Consider the following 19,933-nt stretch of genomic DNA (forward strand, 5'->3'; position numbering starts at 1 on the left):
GTCGCCCAAACGTACTGCACGAGAGTCCTCTTACAACGTCAGCTGCCCACGTTCCTCCTCGGTCAACTGCTGCCTGGCCTGTTCATCCAACGCCCCGGCGCCCAGTACCTGCACCGGGCTGTTCGGGTTGTACCCCGGCGCCGGTGCGCGGCTGGCGCCATCGCGCGAGGGTGTGAGCTGTTCGTTGCCGAAGCTCAACACCTGCACGGTAAATACCGAGGCCTGATTCTGCCGCGCCGCCGCTTGTTGCTGCCGCGCCACATCTTCCGCCGCTTGCGTGGCAGAAGAGGCTGCCGAGCTGGCCGAGGTGATCGCGCCGGTATTCACCGCCGACACCACCGGCACACCGGTCGCCTTGCCCTGCACCGAAATGTTCGCGGCGTTGACCACCGTCAGGGCGGCGATGTTGACGTTGCCCGACACACGAATCCCCGCCTCGCCCGCATCGATGGTGCCCAGCGGCGCGATCAGGTCGATATCGCCCGGTGCCACTTCGGCAATCGGGTTGAGCGTGGCGATACCGGCGCCGGTGCTCGGCACCGATGGCGACAACGTGACGTTGCCCCAAGTGTCGTAGACACGTTTTGGCGGGGTGTAGACCACGGTGGTTTTCGAACCGCGACCGGCGTTGATGTCGCCCTCGGCCGACCAGCCGAGAATCGAGCCGCCGAAGGTGGTCATGATCCGGCTCTGCCCGAGCAGAATGCTGCCTTGCGAATACAGCTGAATGTTGCCCGAGCCCTGGGTGATGATCCCGGCCGTGGACGGCGGTGCTGCACCTTCGATGCCGAACACCTGACCACCGCCCGGGGTGAGCATCTGAATGTCGCCGCCGAACAGGGTCTTGACCCCTGCTCCGCCGTACAGCGTGATGTCGCCGTCATAACGGATCGCATTGCCGGCAACATCAGTGGTCGGGAACAACGCAGCTATCGCGTTGCGGCCACGCAGATAACTGCCTTGGCGAGGACCGTCGGCGTCGTTGTATTCCAGGCCACCGGCGCGCAGTTCGGCGAAGTACACCTGACGCGCGAAGATCGCTTGCTCGGCACTCGGCAGCGCGGCGTAGAAGGCTTGTGCCTGTTCGGCGTTGCCGCTGAAGCCGTAACCGAGGGTCAGCCAGTTCTGCAGCTCGTCGACGTAGGTCTTGACCACTTTGCCTGGCTGCGCGCTTAACGAAGCATCGGGATTGGCCAGATTTTGCAGCGTCAGATACCGCGCGACGAAGCGCGAATAATCCGGCCCCTGCGCGCCGATGCCGGCCTGCAATACCACACTGGCGCCCGGACGGTTGTCTCCCGCCACGATTGAGCCAAGGCTGGTGATGCTGGCGCGGTCCTCCATGACGATGTTGCGTCCGGCATTGACGTCCAGTGTGCCAGGCCCGGCAATATCGAAGCTGCTGTAGAGAATGTCGCGCCCGGCCCAAACGCGCGAAACGTCATGCGGATCGTTGTGCACAAATACGTTGCCGGACGAGGTGATGACTTCCTGCCCGACACCTATCTCATCTGCCTGCACAGGCGTGGGCTGCCCCAGGTAAGTCCCGGAAGCCACGATGTCACGCCCCGCTACCATCCACACCGGGCCTGCCGCTTCATACCAGGTGCGCTTGCTCGTTCCGAAACTCAAGGTTTCGCCACTGCGAACCCCGACCAGATCGCCGGTCAGGGCGTAGAACCGTGCCGATGCCCGACCGCCGTTCAGTTCCGAATAGCTGTCGGGACCGAACGCGAACAATGGATAACGCGTGTTGCTGTCCGGCAGTACGCCGTCTCTGCTGTAGTTGCTGCTCTGCGGTTTGCCGGAGGTGTTTGTGGCGAAAGTATTGAAGGCCGGATTGAACGGCGTGGCAATCGCCGAAGGACTGGCCCCGGACTGGTTGATGGCGTAACCGCCGGCATAAATGGAATCCCCGGCCAGCAGCTCGAGCTGCCCCGATGGCGACGGTGCCAGAAGCAATGAGTAAGCCGTCAGCGGGTTTTGCAGGTTGGTAAACGTCGCCGATGGCCCGGCATAAATCGAGCCCTGCCCTGCCACCGCACGCAATATGGACGGATAGACAAAGCGGCCGTCGGTCGGTGAGGTATTACGGCCGCTGATCAACCTGCCGAACTCGCTGAATTCGCCGATTTGCGTGCTCGGCGCCAGGTTGCCGCCGGCTGAGAACAGGTCGATTGCCGTGTGCTCGGTCCACAGCGAGAAACCACTGAGTACGCCGCCCTGGGTAACGCTGCCAGTGTCGTCATAGACCGGCGAGGCATTGGTCAGGCTGACGCGACCCGGATCTGTCGCCCCGCCCAACACCAGGTCACCGCGGCTGTTGAGCTGCATGGCCGAATCGCCCGGTATCAGCACCAGGCCACCAGACGCACTGCCTACGGTTGCCGTGAAGGGATCGAACGGACGTGTTTCCCGTGAATCGTTGACGTGCGCCAACGCACCGTATTGCAGGTTGATGCCGCCCAGCGCACCGCCGTTCAATTGCGCGGCACCGCGCAGGTTGATCAACGCGCCTTGCAGATCATGGGTCGGCTTGCCGATGCCGGTCTTGCTGGCGCGCGCTTGCAGCGACGGGTTGAGCACACCGCCGATGCGAATATCCATGTCGCCGCCCCCGGTCATTTGCACACTGCCATCGCTGCCGACTCGCCCGGTGCTGCCGACGGCGAGGATCACTCCTTGGCCGCGCGGGTAATTGATCGCATCACCCAACGGTTTGAGCATGCCGACGTCTGCCCCGGCGCGCAGACTGATGTTGCCGCCGCCCAGGGTGCCGAAGCCGGTGAAGCCCACCAGGTACGGTTCGGTGTTGTTGTTCCCGGTTGAAATCAGCTGGCTGCCATAGCTGCCGAAGTTGATCCACCAGGCTGTAGGCATGCCCGCATCGCCCGTGCCCTGGCGCCACAGCCAGTTACCGACGGCGGCACTCGCCATCTGTTCGCGAAAGCCACCGTTCAGCGAGGACACTTTGGTGCCCACCGAATCGCCGGACACCGAGCCGCCGGCATTGAGCGTCAGGTTGCCGCCCAACTGCGGGTACCAGGCCTGATAGAGGCTATCAGTCCCACCGTTGACCCACTTTTCATAATCGGTGCCAGCGCTGCCGAGCACCGAATTGCTGTCCGAAAGATACCCGCGCGGCTGGTTGTAGAGCGGGTCGATATTCGCCGACTGGGTGCCGGCGGTGTACACGCCAAACGGCGAGTCCATGCTCAGGTTGCCAGCCGCCATCAGATCGAGATCGCCGGTACCGGTGCGCAAAACACTGAACATCTGCGTATGGGCCTTGGCGGTTTTCCCGGGGTTGTTGCCAATGCACAGCTCCGGTTGCAGATCGCAGATCACGTAATATTCTTCCGGCACCGGCTCGTAGTCCGCGCCCATTCCGCTGCCCGGTGCCCAGACCCAGCGGGCCATGGGCGCGCAGTCGCCCGGTTCTATATCGCACAGGACGAGATATTCCTCGGACACCGGCTCGAACTCAGGGAATCCATACTGGTTGCCAGCGGCCCAGACCCGCTTGCCGGCCTCGGTGGTGACCTTTACCCCGTAGTGACTATCCGCCAGGCGCAGATTGCCTTCGGCTGTCAGCGGTTTTACCGTTCGGCTGTCGGCAGCATCAAGGTCCGCTCCCGCCACCACGCGCATCGACCACGACGCGCTGCCGGAAGGCAACATGCTTGCCACTGCCCAGTTCTTGCCTTGCTGCTCGCCGGTAAACGGTCGCAGTTCAATCAGCGACGTGCCCTCGGCAAGTTTCACATCAGTCATCGACGGAATCAGCGAACCGCGCAGCAACGCCAGCGAACCACTGAGTTTGACCCCGGAGACGCTGAGCAGATCGGCGTCGTAAACCCCAGGCAACGGCACGCCTTTGGGCCAGTTCATGGCTTGCAGAGCGGTCGCCTTGTTCAGGCGAATGCCAGCGCCGAGACGCGTTTGCGCGGGCAATGTCACGCTCTCGCTCAGCAACGTACCGGCGGCGTACAGCAAGTTGCCGCTCGGGTCATGGATGGCGCCTGCGAGCACCGTACCGGCGCTGAAGGTGTACGCTTCGGCGAGCACCGCCTGCGTCGGCAGCAAGGTGCCACTGGCCAGGACCGCGCCCTGAATCGTCACGTCGTAATTGAGCGTGGCGCCGATCGGAAACTGCGTGCCTTCGGCCAGCGAAACACCGCTGCCCGGCACGATCAGATCACCGCCAAACGGTTGCACGCCGGCAATCAGTTTCCAGCCAGCGTCATCGACGGTTTCCGGCGGCGGCGCGAAGCCGTCGTTGATGCTGCCATAGATATCGAGGTTGCCACCGGCGCGAATCACCAGGCTGCCGGCCTCACCGGAACCGTAAACCGACGGGTTCAATTGTGTGTGCCGGTTGAGGCTGGCGTAGCGATAACCGGACAAGTCCAGATCGCCCTCCACCACCAGATCGCCGTCCGCGGTTTTGCTGGCAATTTCCACGCCGGGGCGCAGGTGGAAAGCGTCCGCATAGGTGGCGTTGTTCAGGCCAGCCAGTTTGCGTTGCAGCAGGTCCGTGTTGTTCAGTGCTGCATTGATGAACGTGTCGCTGTCGGTGTGAATGCGATCGAGCATGGCCTGATCGATCACTTGATACGGCCGACCGCTGACCGCCTCATCGACGCCATCGCGGGCATCGGTATAGCGACGGGTGCCGTTGAGGCCGATGGAGCGTGCGCCCTGGATCGTCAGCGCACCGCTGGCATCGATGGCGATGTCATTGCTGCCCTGGCGCGGCGCATTCAGCTCCAGCGTACCGCGCAACATGCCATCGTTTTGTCCGGCCAGACTGCCCGGCACGGCATCGGTGCCGTGACGCAGGTCGATCCGCGCACCGGAGGCCAGCGTCAGCACGCCTTCACCGGAGTTGAGCTCGACGGTGGCGCGGTTCGGCGCATCGATGATTTCGCCATAACTGTCGACGCGCAACACGCGACCGTGAGCGTCGAGGACGCTGTTGCCGGTGAGGGTCAGGCCGTTTTTGGCCGACAGGCGTATACTGCCGACGCGCTCGCCACTGGCGTCTACGAGACCCGCAACGGTCAGGTTGCCGTTGTCCAGCGAAACGTTGACCTCGCTCGCCTTGAGGCCATCGCCGATCAGCAGATTGCCTTGCTTGAGCTGCAAGCTGCGGCTGCCGAATACTTGCCCGGCGTTCAGGCGCTGATTGAGCGCTGCGAACTGCTCAGTGGCATCGCCGCCCAGCCGTTGCGCACGGATTTCCACACCACCGGCCTTGTACGGCACGAACGTGCCGCCCGCATCGTAATAACCGCTGCTGCCGCCAAGGACCTGTCCTTGCAAATCGACAGTTCCCGCCGCGTCAGCCAACGCGATGGCGCTGAGATGACCGGCCTGATTGTTCTTCGCCGACAGATCAATCCGCGAGCCTGCCGCCTGCCGAATGTTGCCGTTGGCGCTGTACAGCGACACATCACCGCCCCAGCTGTATTTGTTCACATCGTTGAACGGCAAGGTACGACCGGCCAGATCCAGCACCGCGCCGCTACCCAGATTCAGATCCTCTTCGGACTTGACCGTCAGTTTGCCGCTGGCCAGGGCAATACGGCTGTCGAGAACGATACTGCGGGCCTCGAGATTGAGCTCTGCACCTAAAGCATCCGCAACACCGGAAGCCCCGCCGCCATTGAGCGTCAGGTTATTGCCGGCCTTGAGCAGGTTGACCGACGCCGCCTCACCGGTGAGCAGCGGCGTACGCAGATTGAGGTTGCCGCCGCTGTAGCTGTAACCCTTGACCGGGTCATAAGCGCCCTGCTCCTGATACACCACGAGGCTGCCCTTGTGATTGGCGGTGATGCGCTCGCTGGCCGTCAGGTTGACATTGGCAAAGCCCAGCGCCAGACGATGGTTCTGATCCAGACCACTGGCCTGCGGCATCGGCCCGTAACCCAGTTCGATGCGTTGTGCCTGAATGTCCAGGGTGCCGCTGCCCGTGCCGGCGCCGTCGGTAATGACACCGCCAGGGCTCTGCGTGGCGCCGTTCCAGATCAGACTGGCGGTGCGGATGCTCGCCACATCGCTGGCATCGCCCAGACCATGGATCGCGGGCGTGACCAGTACCAGATTCTGCAGTTTGCTCTGGCCGGTCTGCGGATCGAGGGTATCGAGGCTGACGCTGCCAAAGAAATTGAATGCATCGCGGGTGGTGAGACTGAGAGTTTCCAGGGCCGGCGCACCGGCCTGCGTATCGCCGCGCAGCAAACGGTCGAGGACATTTTGATTGAGCGTCAGGCCGGCCGGTACGCGATTACCTGCCGCGGCCAATGCCTCGGCACTGCCGGCATTCACCGCACCGACCGACAACGCCAGATGCCGGGTGCCGAAACGCACCGCGTCACTGAGTTCGAACTGATTGTCCGTGGCGGCGGTAATGCTGCCGGTCGAATAAAGCACTGCCGGCGCACTGCACAGATCCGTCGCGCAGGTGCCGATGCGGATACTGCCGGCGCCCGTGATGCCGCTCGCCACCTCTGGCGCCAGCACGTTGGTCCAGCCGTTGGAAGCCAGCAACAGACTGGAATTGCGCGGCTGATACAGATAGCCGGCGGTCGAATCGTAAGCCACCTTGCCATGCCCCAGGGTATTGATCCCGGCACCTGCCTCGACGGTGATGCCACCCAGGGTCGAAGTGGTGCGCAAGATGACCTCCGGCGCAGCCAGAATCGCGCCTTCGCGCAGGACGATATTGTTGCTGGTGCCCGTGAACTCGATGAGGTTGGGTGAGGTGTTGTACACAACCTTGGGCAATGCACCGAGGGTCAAGCGCGCGGCGTTGAGGTTGTTCAGCGAATCGGCATACAGCGACACACCGGCGAAATCCTCAGTCGGCGCACGCCCCGTGCCGAGTACTTCGATGTCAGCGCCGGCATTGCCGCCGCGTATCGCAGCCGTACCGGTAAAGCCACCCTCGGCCCCCTTGAACAACGCCTGCCCGTTGAACTGCAGGGCGATGTCCTGCTCGCCACCGGCGCTTAAACGCATGTCCAGCGTTTTGCCATCCATCGGCGCCAGTGCGCGAGGTATGCCACGGCGGGCCGCATCGCTTTGAACGAACTGCGTGAACCCGGTTTCGTTGTATTGCGAGTACCGCCGCAACACATCCGCCGAAGTCAGGATGACCTGGCTGGCGAGGCTGTCACGGACTCCGGTGTTTGCAATCGACAATTGCCCGCTACCGGCCCACGAACCGTTGCGCAATGGCAACGCCGAAGTCATCGCGCCTGCTGTGGCCTGACCGTTGACCTCGACCCGGAACGCCCCCGGCAACAGCGCAAAGGTGGATGGCAACAGGGTGTAGGTGCCCGCCGCCAACCCCGGCACGCCTGCGCCGAGGGTGATCTGCTGGCCGATACGCGGGTCGACCGCACCTGCCTCGGCCAGAATCGGCGCGTAAACGCTCTGATTGCCCGGAACAATGGCGTACACCGGGTTGCTCGCCAGCCCCGGCAGGCTGAAGCTGCCGTCGCTGGCATTGCGTACCAGCGGGTTGAAACGTGCATCGGTCGAGCCGCCGCGCCCGGAAACGAATCCGGCGCCACGCAAATCGCCGCCGCCTGACAGGTCGATCAGCGCGCCGCTCTGTACATCAATGAATTGCGAGTTCAGCACAACACCGTCGGTATCACCGGTGACGCCGTTCAACACCACAGACTTGCCGTCGTAGCGATAATCGATGCCATCGGTAGTGCCGCCGTAAGGCATCACCAGTCCGGCGCCGCTGACGGACGTCACGCTGCCCGGCAGCAGACGCACTTCGCGGGTTTTGGTGACCACATCGTCACCCACTGTAATCAGACCCAATGGGGCGCGGATGACCCCGCCCTGCTCAATGGTGCCCGCTGCCAGGCTCAGACTGCCGAAGACCGAGTACGGCAAAGCCGCGGGTGCCGGTCCGTGACCGCTGATACGCAATGTGTGTGAGGAAGTGGCAATCGGGCCTTGATAACCGACGCGTACCTCAGCCTGCACACCGGTTGCCGGATAAATCTGCGCTGCGCCCAGGTCCAGGTCACCCGGCGTCCATAGTCGGGTTTTCGGTGCGCCATCGTTCGGCGCGAGGAAACGCAGGTCACCGCTGCTGTTCAAAGACACCCGGCCAAACGCGCGGCGGCTGTATTCAACCGCCGGAGCCTGCAGTTGCGCGATCGAACCCTGGGTGCCGAATGACAGGCCATTGCGCAAATCCAGCAGATTGGCCGATGCGCTGAAGGTTGCGTCGGCCAGCTTCGTCGTTGGATTGAGTAGCAGTCGCGGACGCATTAAGCCAACGCCCGCGAAGTAGCTGCCGACGCCTGACAGCCGAAGGTACGGCGCGCTCAACTCGACATGGGCTGTCGCCTTCGAATCCTCAGCCAGCGACAGCGCTGCGGCATAAAGATTGAGGCTCTGATTCATCTGCAGAGCGACATCACCGTCAAACGACAGCAGACCGTTGCTGAACAGAGTCAGGTTATCGAAACCGCCGGCCATCAAGCTGTCCGCACTCAGGCGCGTCTGCCCATAACGCAAGCCATCGGCAGCCTCGCCCGGTTGCAGATCCACCGCCAACGGTTGGTCAGCGGCGCTTTGGCCGATGATCATTTCCCGTGGCGCGCGTACCGCGTTGTTCGCCGAGTCCGCATACAACGGCGTTTCAAGCGCCAGCTCCAGACGTCCACCCGCCGCGCCGAGACCACCGGCCGCCGCGCGCAAATCACCGTCGATGAACAGCCCGTTGTAGGAACTCAGGCTGATGCGTCCGCCGTCGCTGGCGACACGGGTCGGGCCCTGGCCCGCAACGTCGAGCACCGCCTCGCTACCGGACGCGTCGAGCCGCGCACCCTGGCGAACAATCACGTAGGCATCGGCTGCCGTGGCGGTGGCGGCTGTTGCATCGACCTCGCCACCAATAATGATACTGCCGCCCTTGCCGACCTGGCCGTAGGTTCGGCCCATCGCATCGATCGCCGTGCTGGCGCGCCCGGCAACGTCGAGTACAGCCTGTGCACCGATCCAGATCGAACGCTCGTGCGCCTTCGGGTCGGCCTGTTGAGTGGACGTGGTCGGATTGATTGAGCCGAACTGCTGCTGACGGATATCGATGGTGCCGCCCCAGGCGTTCAGTTCACCGTCGACCGTAATCTGCCCGGCGCCACGCAGCGTGATGCGCTGCCCCGGATCGACGCTGATGAGCGATCCGCGGTCCAGGGTCAACGTGCTGTTGGCGGCATCGATCAGCCCGATCAGGCTGGCCCCGCCTTGCAGGGTCAGACTGGCGCCGCCGCGTTGTGTCAGCACGCCTTTGAGCGGATCTTGCTGAAACAGCGGTGGTGTCCACAGTTCCAGCGCCGCCCGAGGGTCGGCAGCGCTGGCCAGATTCAGCGCTTGCTCGGTAAAGCGGTACACCGGCAGGCTCACGTCGATCGCGGCGCCTTCGGCAACCTGCAGCCCGCTCAGGCCGATGAGGTTGTAAGCGGAAAAACCTTTATTGAACAAGTCGGCAGACACTTGCAGGGTATGGTCTGCCAGCGCTTTGTCAGTCTGCCCGACGCGTATCTTGTTGGCCTGCACCGTCAAAGTTCCGCCACCGGTGACACCGTAACCGCGCAAATCGCCTTCAAGCTTGAGATGCGTCTGGCCAGGCGCTGAAATGGCACTGGACTCCAGCGTCAGGTCACCGCCCTTGCCGCCCCGGGACTTGCCATTGGCGAGAATGGCGCCACCGGAAGAAACGTCCAGCAGGCTGCCGGCGCCGATGTCGATATCGCCACTGCTGCGAATCGACAGCAGACCACCATTGAGGTACGCCAGGCTGGCGCTGTCGTCCGGGTTGGTGCGCAGGTTGCTCCACAGACCACGGGCATCAAGCCGCACGCCCTCGGTGACGGTGACTTGCGTCGCCTTGCCATCCTTCGCCGTCAGGCGGGTGTCAGTGGTACCGCTGCTGAGGAACTGATTGAGTACGTTGCCCAGCCGCAGACTGCCGCCACGCGCGGTCAGATCGGCACCAATCTGCACATCCGGCGCATACAGGGTGATGTCGCCGCCGTTATCGACCGTGAGCGCGCCATCGACCACGACCTGATCCCTGGCCGCGACCTTGAGCGCGCCGAGGCGGAAACCGTTGAGTTGCTCGTTATCGAGGAACAACGCGCCCTTGCGTGCATCGGCCACCGCACCGGTGAGATCCAGATCACTGCCGCCGACCGGACGTTCGCCACCGATCTGCACTTTATCGAGCGTCGGATTGAGCGTGTACAACAAGCCGCCCGCCGCCGCGACATAGGTCGGCTCATAACGGCCGACGATCCATTGCGCACGCCGCGCCAGCGCCGTCTGGCTCTGATCGTAGCCATCGAGCTGAGGTTTCGGCGCCTGGTTCTGCCGCTCGCCCTGGTACACCTCGCCAACCATCTGCCCTTCGAGCACCGCGTTGGCGGTGGCGACCACCAGTTGCCCGGCGTCGCGGCCGACGGTGTATCCCGACTCGAACCGTGAGCGCGGGGCAATCAGCGGATTGTAAAAAACGCTGGTCTGACCCCAGCGTTCACTGTGATCCTCATATCCCTTGTACAGCCCGGTGTAGAGCAAATCCCCGGGAGCGCGGGAAACTTCATAGAGTTTGCCATCCTCGCCACGCAGCCAACTCTGCCGCACTTCGCCACTCTGCACATCGAGGGTACCGCCCGACAGGTTGATCAGCGAACCGTTCTCGGTGACTACGTCGTTGCCGGCAAAACTCACCGTACCGCCCTGGGCCATCCACTCGCCAACGCTGTGACCTTGGGTGCCGAGATAACCACCGACTTCGAGCAAGCCACCTGCCGTGTACCAGCGGTCGGTGGCGTAGCCGTTGGTGCCGGCCGGCACGTAAACCAGTTCGCGCACGTCGACCCAGATGTCATTGCTGTTGAGCGCGCCTTTGTCACGGTTGCCCGAGGCATCGCGCTGCTCGTTGCCCTGCACGTTGATCTTGATGCTGTTGTTTTCCATTGCCACTTTGACGCCGAGGGCTCCGGACACATCAATCATCGCGCCATCACGCACCAGGCTGCGGCGCTGTGCACTGACAGCCACCTGGCCGCCAGTGGCGAGGGTAATCGAGCCATTCTGGAATTCGACGGTGCCACCGCTCTGGACCTCGATACGCGACTGATCGCCCCGAATGCGGTTGTTGGCGTTGACGCCGGTCAGCGCCGCGTCATGCTGACTATCGAGGGCGGTCAGGTCGCTGCTGTCGAGCAGAACCGCCGTGGCACTGCCCTGTCCCAGCGTGATGCTGCCAGTGGCGTCGGTGCCGGGGTTGCTCAGGTGAATCGTGCCGCGCGTCGCGACCGAAGTGCTGGCGAGCAAGACGCCGTTTTGCACCACCTCATGACCGGCCAAGGTGATGTCACCGGTCGCCGCCTGAATCAGACCGTTGTTGGTGACCTTGCCGGCAGCCGCCCCGGCTTTGAACCCCGGAATGACTTCACTGCCGAACGTGGTCGACAGGGCATTGCCCTCGGTGCCCGAGCCTTTGCGGATGTAGAAGCGGTCACCGGCGGCGAGTACGGTCTGGCCCTTGACGGTGTTGATGCTGCCGTCGTTCTGTACTTCATGGCCGAGCAATAACGCGTAGCCGCCGGCATCGGTCGAGGCCGCCGGTTTGTGGGTTTCGATGGCCGCGCCGCGCTCCACCAGCACCTTGCCGGCCGCTTCGGTGAAGGTCGGCTGCGTGCCGTTGCTGTCAAAATACAGCCCGCGGTCACGGAACTGGATGTCCGTGATATTCGCCGCCGCGGCCACCAGATTGCGCACGTTGACCTGACTGCTGCCGCTGAACACGATGCCGTTGCGGTTGATCAGCATCACCGTGCCGTCGCCCTTGATCTGGCCTTGAATCTGGCTTGGCCGCGCGCTCGGATCGTTGACCCGGTTGAGCACCGCCCAGTTAGATTGCTGGGCGAATTCGACGGTGGTGTTGCGTCCGACGTTGAAGGTTTCCCAGTTGAGGATCGCCTTGTCGGCGGTCTGTTCGATCTTCACCGTGGTCTTGCCGCCGCTCTGGGTCTGCTGCGGACCTTTGGCGTTCTGCCAGCCTTGGGCGAGGCTGTTATCGACCTTCAAGCCGCCCTCACCCAGCCCGTCCGGCACCCCTTGCACCGTCCCCAACGCCGCCGCCCGCCCAGCCGCCTGCGCCGCTTGCTGCGCAGCAATCGCCGCGACCGTGTTGTTGAGCGTCTGAATCGAACGCTGCAATTGCTGATTGGCCTTCTGCTGCTGCGCCAGCGGCGGCGTCATCCCCGGCAACCCACCCCCACCCGGCCGCGCCGCCGCAGCCTGCTGCGCCGCGCCTTTGGCCGCAAACCAGGCCGAATTGAACGCCGTCTGCGCCTGCGCCCCACCCGCCACCAGACACAACGCCACCGCCTGCGCCAACGGCTTGAGCAGCCACAGCGCCGGCTCGACGATTTCACGCCTGGATGACTGAACGTTGGAACGACGACGGGACGGGCGAGCGAGCATCACTACGAGATCCTTTTGTTGACTGCCACACATGGCTGCAGGCATGCATAGACCTGCTGTTACGACATAGGCAGTTGGCAAGGACCACGACCGAACGGATGTCACACAAACTTCATGAAGGGGGAGTAACTGGGCGGGAAACTACGCTGGAAATCAAAAGTCCCACACCAGAACGCCGCCCGCCTGGCTCTCTCCCAGAGGAAGAGGGGACTGACCGAGGTGATTGGCAGGGAATTGCCGGCGTGAAATACCGAGTCGCATGCAGACTTGAGAGCAAAATCAAAAGCCCCTCACCCTAGCCCTCTCCCGGAGGGAGAGGGGACTGACCGCAGGGGATGCGAGAGTTACGCTGACGTGCAATAGCGAGTCGAACTCAGGTTTTGAACGGCCCACAAATCGGCTCCCTCTCCCTCGGGGAGAGGGCTGGGGTGAGGGGCAGCCACACAACAAAACCAAAGCCAACCACCCTGCTCTTCACCACTCAACAATGAGCGTTAGCTCGCGTGCTTTTGATCTTGATCTTGCGTCACCGGCGACATCGGAAGGCTGAGTGGAGGGATTGATCCGGGCGTGGGAGCGCAGCGACCGTCTGGCGCAGCCAGACACAGCGGAAGGAGGTGCAGCGCAGCAAACCGTAGCCGCTGCGCCCGGATCGATCCCGGAGCGAAGGGACCCGAGCCTGCGAGGGCCGAACGCAGGAGCAAAGCCTTTTGGTTCCTTTTTGGCGTCTGAAAAAGGGACTCGCCGTAAGGGCGAAACCACCAGCCGCAGCACCCGAAAAAACGGATATTCACCCAACCAAACAGCCAAAAAAAAGCCCCAAAACCAAAAGGCATGGGGCAAAGGAATTGGTTGGTTGCGGCCAACCAAAGGAGCTCAGCCAAATCAAAAAATCAGATGCAATCCTGCGCCGCCCGCTCAAAACTCGACGGCAACAAATTAGACGCCAGCAAATGCCGCTCATAAATGAACACCTTGCCGCCATTCCCCGCCTTGTAAGCCTCAAGCACGTTGTCCGCGGAAATCTTGCTCGGCACCACAATCCGATAACTGCGCTGGGTCTGCGAAACCGTCGGGTGCAGCGCACTGCCCTGCAACTTCGGCACCACGCACTCGGCGTACTGCTCTGGAGTCTTGCTGGTCTGCAAGGTCAGGCTCGGATTGTTCGGCGCCGAAGCACAACCGGCGAGCAACAAAGAAGCAATAGCCATGGCAGGGACGAATAAAAGACGCATCGGGGTAATCCTGAAAATAAAGGTTCGGTTCAACCGGCAACGGTCCAGCCTCACGGAGCCGCCGTTGCCATTTATGTTTTGAGAGATCAGCTCGACGCCACCAGGGCCTTGAGCGACACATCGAATTGCTTCAAGGCATCGAATTGCAGGTCGCGCTGTTTGTCGATCTGCGCCGCAATCGCCGGCGCGGCCTGGTCATGCACCCACACCGAAGGCAGCTGTTTTTCCACCGCGCCTTCAGCCTTGCCGATGTATTGCAGGTCGGCGTCGTAGAAACGTGCGGTAAAACGCGCCTCGACCAGATTGTTACGCTGGGTCAACAACCGATTGAACGTATCGAGTTGGACCACCACGTCCGGATGCGCCTGCACCAGCGCATCGAGGTTGTCGTAGACCGTCACCGACAGAAATTGCTGTTGCAACGAACTCACCAGCCAGTCGATCGCCAGTTCCGGATCGGAGCTGCCGACAAATGCTTCACGAATCCGCGAATCCAACGCATCTTTCGCGCCATTGGCCGCCATGTCGTGATAACGCTCAAGATATTGCAGATTGTCCAGCGTGTTTGCACTGAGCAACACGCCAACGGTTTGCGAATGCTGCAAGGTCGCGCTGCTGCCACCCAGGCTCTGGAAATGGCACGCCCCGGCGTCGGCTGCATAGGTCGGTGCGGTAAACATCGCGCCCGCTGTCAGCAGGGCGAGCAAAGCCAGTCGGGGCAGAATGTTCATCGCGCAATTTCCTTGAGCGGCGTGGTCGATGGAGGCGATTTTCCGCCGATTGCCGACAAAGCAGAACTTGCGTTTCTTGATGGTCACTATTACTTCTAGCAATAGTTGCACTCGCGCAGACTGCGAGACACTCCAATACAACGACAAAAACCCGTGAGGTTTGCCTTGAGAACGTTTGACCTGATCCGTGACGCGGTTTTTCCCGAATATCGCGAGCGCGTGGCCGAGTATCTGGTGCAGTACGAAAGTGTGTTGCTGGACAAAAACCGCCTCGATCCACAACTGATCAAAGACACTGCCAACCAGTTGCGCGGTTACCTGCGCGGGCTCAACACCACGCGCGTGTTGGGTATGGCTTATTGGGAAGAACTGGATCGTCGAGTGGTGGACACCTGGCTCGCGCCCGCGCCATGACCGTCTAGACTTGCCAGCAGGTCGAGATGCTCCCGATGAGCAAGGTCAACGAGGCGGTCGACCACTTGCGCAGTGGCAAGGCACGCTACCGCGTGGTGCTCGACGCCAGCCAATAAGCCAAGGCGCGGCGGTGCAGGCCGACCGCGCCCTCTGCGAAAAATCCGCCTGAACGCTTACAATCGCCGGTCTTACCGCCCAATCAGACAGGCCCGCCCGTAAATGCTGCTCGACCCGCCAACGATGCTCACCATCACCATCGCACTTGCAGCCGCTGCCGCGCTGTACCTGGCGGTCGAATGGCGCAGTATTCGTGAATCTTCGCTGCTGTTCTGGAGCGCCGGTTTCGCCACGATCAGCGTGGGCTCCACTCTCGCCCTCTTGCGCAGCAGCGGCTTCCTGTGGCTTGGCATCTGGTTCGCCAATGGCTTGTTGGTGACCGCGCACTTCTTTTTTCTGCTCGGCGTGGCGCGTTTTACCCAGACACGGCTGTCGCCGGCCTGGTATCTGGTGTTCCTGATCTGGCTGGTAATGCTCCTGTTACCGGACGGGCCGCTGTGGTCGAAAGCCATGCTGGTGGCCAATTCGCTATTGGTGGCGATCCCGACGCTCAAAGCCAGCTCGCTGCTGCGCCCGCACGGCAAATCGCTGAGCGTCGGCGCAGTGCAACTGCGTTATGTGCTGCTCGGCCATGGCCTGTTCTACGTGGCCAAAGCGCTGACCGTGGTGATACCCGGCACGTTGATCGATCTGGCGGCGTTTCGCGGCGAGATCATTCAGATTTCCCTGGTCGAAGGCGCAATGGCGATCATGTTGATCGCGTTATCGATGACCGGCACCGAACGTTATCGCCGGGAAAAACAGATCGCCCGCCTTGCCGAGCGCGACCCGCTGACCGCCCTGTACAACCGCCGCGCGCTGGAAAAACGCGCACCGCGCCTGCTGCAACAAGTGTCGCCGCAACAGCCGGGCGCCCTGCTGCTGATCGACATCGACAATTTCAAACTGGTCAACGACCACTTCGGCCACACCGCCGGCGACCGTTTGCTCATCGCCCTCAGTGAAATGATCCTAGCGACACTACCGCGCAATGCCTTAACGGCACGACTCGGCGGTGACGAGTTTGTCATTCTGTTGAACAACACCTCCAGTGAGCGCGTCGTTGAACTCGGCGACAGCCTGCGCGATCAGTTTTTGAACATGGCCTCACAAACCTTTGCCACGTCAGCCGCGGTCACCCTGAGTATCGGCGCCACCGCATTCGACACGGCCCCGGCCAGCCTCGCGGCACTGATCGAACAAGGTGATCTGGCGCTCTACGAATCCAAACGCGGCGGGCGCAATCGCCTTCGTCTGACCGGGCTCACCACTTCAGGATAATAAAAAACATGTCCAGCCTCGACACGCCACTGCAAGATCTCGCTGCCCCTGAAGGCGTCTGCTACGGCTGCGGTGGCCGCAACCCGCATGGCCTGCACGTCAAAAGCCGCTGGCACGACGACGGCATCCACGTCATCGCCGAACATTTGCCGGACAGTCAATATTGCGGCTGGCCGGATCTGGTTTACGGCGGGCTGATCGCCATGCTCGTCGACTGCCACTCCAACTGGACGGCGATGGCCTACCACTACCGCGCGGAACACCGCGAAGCCGGCAGCCTGCCGCGCATCGACTGTGTCACCGGCAATCTGGGCATCAAATTCATCAAACCGACACCGATGGGCGTGACGCTGATCTTGCGGGCCAGAGTTGACGGTGAAGTCGGGCGCAAAACGCGGGTGATTTGCGAGGTGTATACAGGGGAAGTGCTGACGGCGGTAGGCGATTCGGTGTTCGTGCGGGTGGATACCGGACAGTTGGCGGATGCGGCGCATGGGCGTTGAAGCCTTGTATCAAAATTTTTTGCGATAGACTGATCGACCGAGTGGCCTTCATCGCTAGCAGGCTAGCTCCCACAGGTTATGGGAGCGCCTCAGACAATGTATTCCGATCCCGGAATTCTGATTTCCGCATACCTTGTGGGAGCTAGCCCTGCTAGCGATGGCGGCAACCGGGTCTCAGTTCAAGCCCAGATAGCGCCCCACAGCGGATAGTCGGCAAGCTTTTTAACCAGCCCTGCTCGCAACGGGTTGGCTACAACATAGCGCGCCACGTTCACCAGTTCCTCCTCACGCCTCAAGGCCCGGTCATGAAAGCCTTTCTGCCAAAGGGTTATCTTGAAGCCAGCACTTCTGTTCACCGCTTTAGTGCTCAACGACTTGGTTTTCTGCATCAGATCGCCCAACGACCCTTGCTGTAGCTCTACCAACCAATGGAAATGATCAGGCATGACGACCCATGCCAATGAATTAACCACGCCATGATCATGCGCACTCTGCAACTGCTCCGCTACCAGGCGCCCCAGAGCGAAGTCCCGGAATACCGGGATGCGGCGGTACGTGTTGGTGGTCAGCAAGTAGATGCGGTTGCATTCAGCGTAGCGGCCGTGACGCAGACGGTGTGATGAAGGTGAATCGGGCATTCCGTGCCCCTCCCTTAAGTGTTCAGGAGAAGGCTAGTTGGCTTGAATGACTACGCATCGGCAGACGTTTGGCAGGATGTGTCTGGTGAATGGCAATCGCTAGCAGGCTAGCTCCCACAGGGATTTTTGGAGTATTCACGGGATGTGTCAGAAAACGAATAGCGCGTTAAAGAAGCACCCGACGGTGCTTCTTTAACGGGGAATCAGCGCGCAAATGCCGCCCGCGCCGAATGCAACTTCCTGTAACTCTCAATCAAACGCAAATGCCGATCCAGCCCTTCCAGCTTCATGCTCGTCGGCGTCAGTCCGTAGAAGCGTACGCTGCCGTTGACCGAGCCAATCGCTGCGTCCATGCGCTCATCACCGAACATGCGTCGGAAGTTTGCTTCGTAGTCTTCCAGTTGCAGATCTTCGTCCAGTTCCATTTCCAGCACGACGTTGACTGCTTGATAGAACAAACCGCGTTCGACGGTGTTGTCGTTGTATTGCAGGAAGGCTTCGACCAGGTCCTTGGCTTGTTCGTACTTCTGCAGGGCGAGGTAGATCAGCAGGCGCAGTTCGAGGATCGTCAGTTTGCCCCACGGCGTGTTGTCGTCGAACTCGATGCCGATCAGCGTGGTGATGTCGGTGTAATCGTCCTGCTCGCTGTTTTCCAGACCTTGGGCAAGGTTGCGCAGGCCGACTTTGCTCAGGTTGTGCAGGTTGAGGATGTCAGCGCGAAATTGCAGGGCTTTGTTGGTGTTGTCCCAGATCAGATCTTCAATCGGGTAGATCTCCGAATAGTCCGGCACGAGGATGCGGCAGGCCTTGGCGCCGATGTGCTCGTAGACCGCCATGTAGACTTCCTTGCCCATGTCTTCAAGGATGCCGAACAGCGTCGCGGCTTCTTCGGCGTTGGAGTTTTCGCCCTGACCGGAGAAATCCCACTCGACAAACTCGAAGTCGGGTCTGGCACTGAAGAAACGCCACGACACCACACCGCTGGAATCGATGAAGTGTTCGACAAAGTTGTTCGGCTCGGTCACGGCCTGGCCGGAGAATGTCGGCTGCGGCAGGTCGTTGAGGCCTTCGAAACTGCGGCCCTGGAGCAATTCGGTCAGGCTGCGTTCCAGCGCCACTTCAAGGCTCGGGTGCGCGCCAAACGAGGCGAACACGCCACCAGTGCGCGGGTTCATCAGGGTCACGCACATGACCGGGAATTCGCCGCCCAGCGAGGCATCCTTGACCAACACCGGGAAGCCCTGTTCTTCCAGGCCTTTGATACCGGCGAGGATGCTCGGGTATTTTTCCAGCACCGCTTGCGGCACGTCCGGCAGGGCCATTTCACCTTCGAGAATTTCGCGTTTCACCGCGCGTTCGAAAATCTCCGACAGGCACTGCACCTGCGCTTCGGCCAAGGTATTGCCGGCGCTCATGCCGTTGCTCAGGTAGAGGTTTTCAATCAGGTTCGACGGGAAGTACACCACTTCGTTGTCCGACTGACGCACGAACGGTAGCGAGCAGATGCCGCGCTGGGTGTTGCCGGAATTGGTATCGAACAGGTGCGAGCCGCGCAGTTCGCCGTCGCGGTTGTAGATCTCCAAGGTGTAGTCGTCGAGGATCTCGCTCGGCAACTCGTCTTTCGCACCGGGCTTGAACCATTTTTCGTCCGGGTAATGGACGAATTCGGCGTTGGCGATCTCTTCGCCCCAGAACTGGTCGTTGTAGAAGAAGTTGCAGTTAAGCCGTTCGATGAACTCGCCCAGCGCCGAAGCCAGCGCGCCTTCCTTGGTCGTGCCCTTGCCGTTGGTGAAGCACATCGGCGAATGCGCATCGCGGATGTGCAGCGACCAGACGTTGGGCACGATGTTGCGCCACGAAGCGATTTCGATCTTCATGCCGAGGTCGGCGAGGATGCCCGACATGTTGGCAATGGTCTGCTCCAGCGGCAGGTCTTTACCGGCGATGTAGGTGCCCGCGTCAGACCCCGAATGTGGCATCAGCAAGGCCTGCGCATCGGCGTCGAGGTTGTCGACTTCTTCAATGATGAATTCCGGGCCGGTCTGCACGACTTTCTTCACGGTGCAGCGGTCGATCGAACGCAAGATGCCCTGGCGATCCTTGTCGGAAATGTCCGCCGGCAACTCGACCTGGATCTTGAAGATCTGGTTGTAGCGGTTTTCCGGGTCGACGATGTTGTTTTGCGACAGGCGAATGTTTTCCGTGGGGATATTGCGCGTATCGCAGTACAACTTCACAAAGTAAGCCGCGCACAACGCCGACGACGCCAGAAAGTAGTCGAACGGCCCCGGTGCCGAGCCATCACCCTTGTAACGAATGGGCTGATCGGCGATCACCGTGAAGTCGTCGAACTTGGCTTCAAGTCGAAGGTTGTCGAGAAAGTTGACCTTGATTTCCATGCGGGATTACCAGAATACGGCTAAACGAATGGCCGCCATTATCCGGCTTTTGCGCGCGATGTCTTGTGCTTTCGGGATTCGCCGCCCGCCGGCGACACTAGCGATTTC

Annotated in this window: 8 protein-coding genes; 3 read left to right on the forward strand and 5 right to left on the reverse strand. The window is 61.6% G+C overall.

Going from position 1 to position 19,933, the window contains the following annotated elements:
* Positions 1-30: 30 nt before the first annotated feature.
* The 3 genes from BLU52_RS13140 to BLU52_RS13150 form a co-directional block, all read right to left on the reverse strand.
* Entirely contained in the window at positions 31-12,528 is a 12,498-nt protein-coding gene (locus BLU52_RS13140) for a filamentous haemagglutinin family protein (protein ID WP_090283802.1), read from the reverse strand.
* Between the two features lie 893 nt (positions 12,529-13,421).
* Entirely contained in the window at positions 13,422-13,763 is a 342-nt protein-coding gene (locus tag BLU52_RS13145; protein ID WP_090283805.1) for a YajG family lipoprotein, read from the reverse strand.
* A gap of 86 nt (positions 13,764-13,849) precedes the next feature.
* Positions 13,850-14,494, reverse strand: a complete 645-nt coding sequence (locus BLU52_RS13150; protein ID WP_090283807.1) for an ATPase — start codon at positions 14,492-14,494, stop codon at positions 13,850-13,852.
* A 165-nt stretch (positions 14,495-14,659) separates the two neighbouring features.
* Between BLU52_RS13150 and BLU52_RS13155 the strand changes: the two genes are divergently transcribed.
* From BLU52_RS13155 to BLU52_RS13165, 3 genes are all read left to right on the forward strand, one after another.
* Positions 14,660-14,908: a hypothetical protein gene (locus BLU52_RS13155; RefSeq protein WP_090283809.1), complete on the forward strand. Its 249-nt coding sequence runs from the start codon at positions 14,660-14,662 to the stop codon at positions 14,906-14,908.
* A 219-nt stretch (positions 14,909-15,127) separates the two neighbouring features.
* Positions 15,128-16,285 carry a GGDEF domain-containing protein gene (locus tag BLU52_RS13160; RefSeq protein ID WP_090283810.1) on the forward strand — a complete coding sequence of 386 codons (1,158 nt, stop codon included), beginning with the start codon at positions 15,128-15,130 and terminating at the stop codon, positions 16,283-16,285.
* Positions 16,286-16,293: 8 nt separating this feature from the next.
* Positions 16,294-16,788 carry a PaaI family thioesterase gene (locus tag BLU52_RS13165; protein WP_090283812.1) on the forward strand — a complete coding sequence of 165 codons (495 nt, stop codon included), beginning with the start codon at positions 16,294-16,296 and terminating at the stop codon, positions 16,786-16,788.
* A gap of 179 nt (positions 16,789-16,967) precedes the next feature.
* Here the strand turns inward: BLU52_RS13165 and BLU52_RS13170 are convergent, their stop codons facing one another.
* Both BLU52_RS13170 and BLU52_RS13175 read right to left on the reverse strand, forming a co-directional pair.
* Positions 16,968-17,426, reverse strand: coding sequence for an REP-associated tyrosine transposase (locus tag BLU52_RS13170; protein ID WP_090283814.1), 459 nt, complete (start codon positions 17,424-17,426; stop codon positions 16,968-16,970).
* Positions 17,427-17,629: 203 nt separating this feature from the next.
* Complete coding sequence (locus BLU52_RS13175) at positions 17,630-19,825, reverse strand: OsmC domain/YcaO domain-containing protein (protein WP_090283816.1); 2,196 nt, start codon at positions 19,823-19,825, stop codon at positions 17,630-17,632.
* Positions 19,826-19,933 lie beyond the last annotated feature (108 nt).

Source organism: Pseudomonas granadensis (assembly GCF_900105485.1).
In the GTDB taxonomy this organism is placed as follows: domain Bacteria; phylum Pseudomonadota; class Gammaproteobacteria; order Pseudomonadales; family Pseudomonadaceae; genus Aquipseudomonas; species Aquipseudomonas granadensis.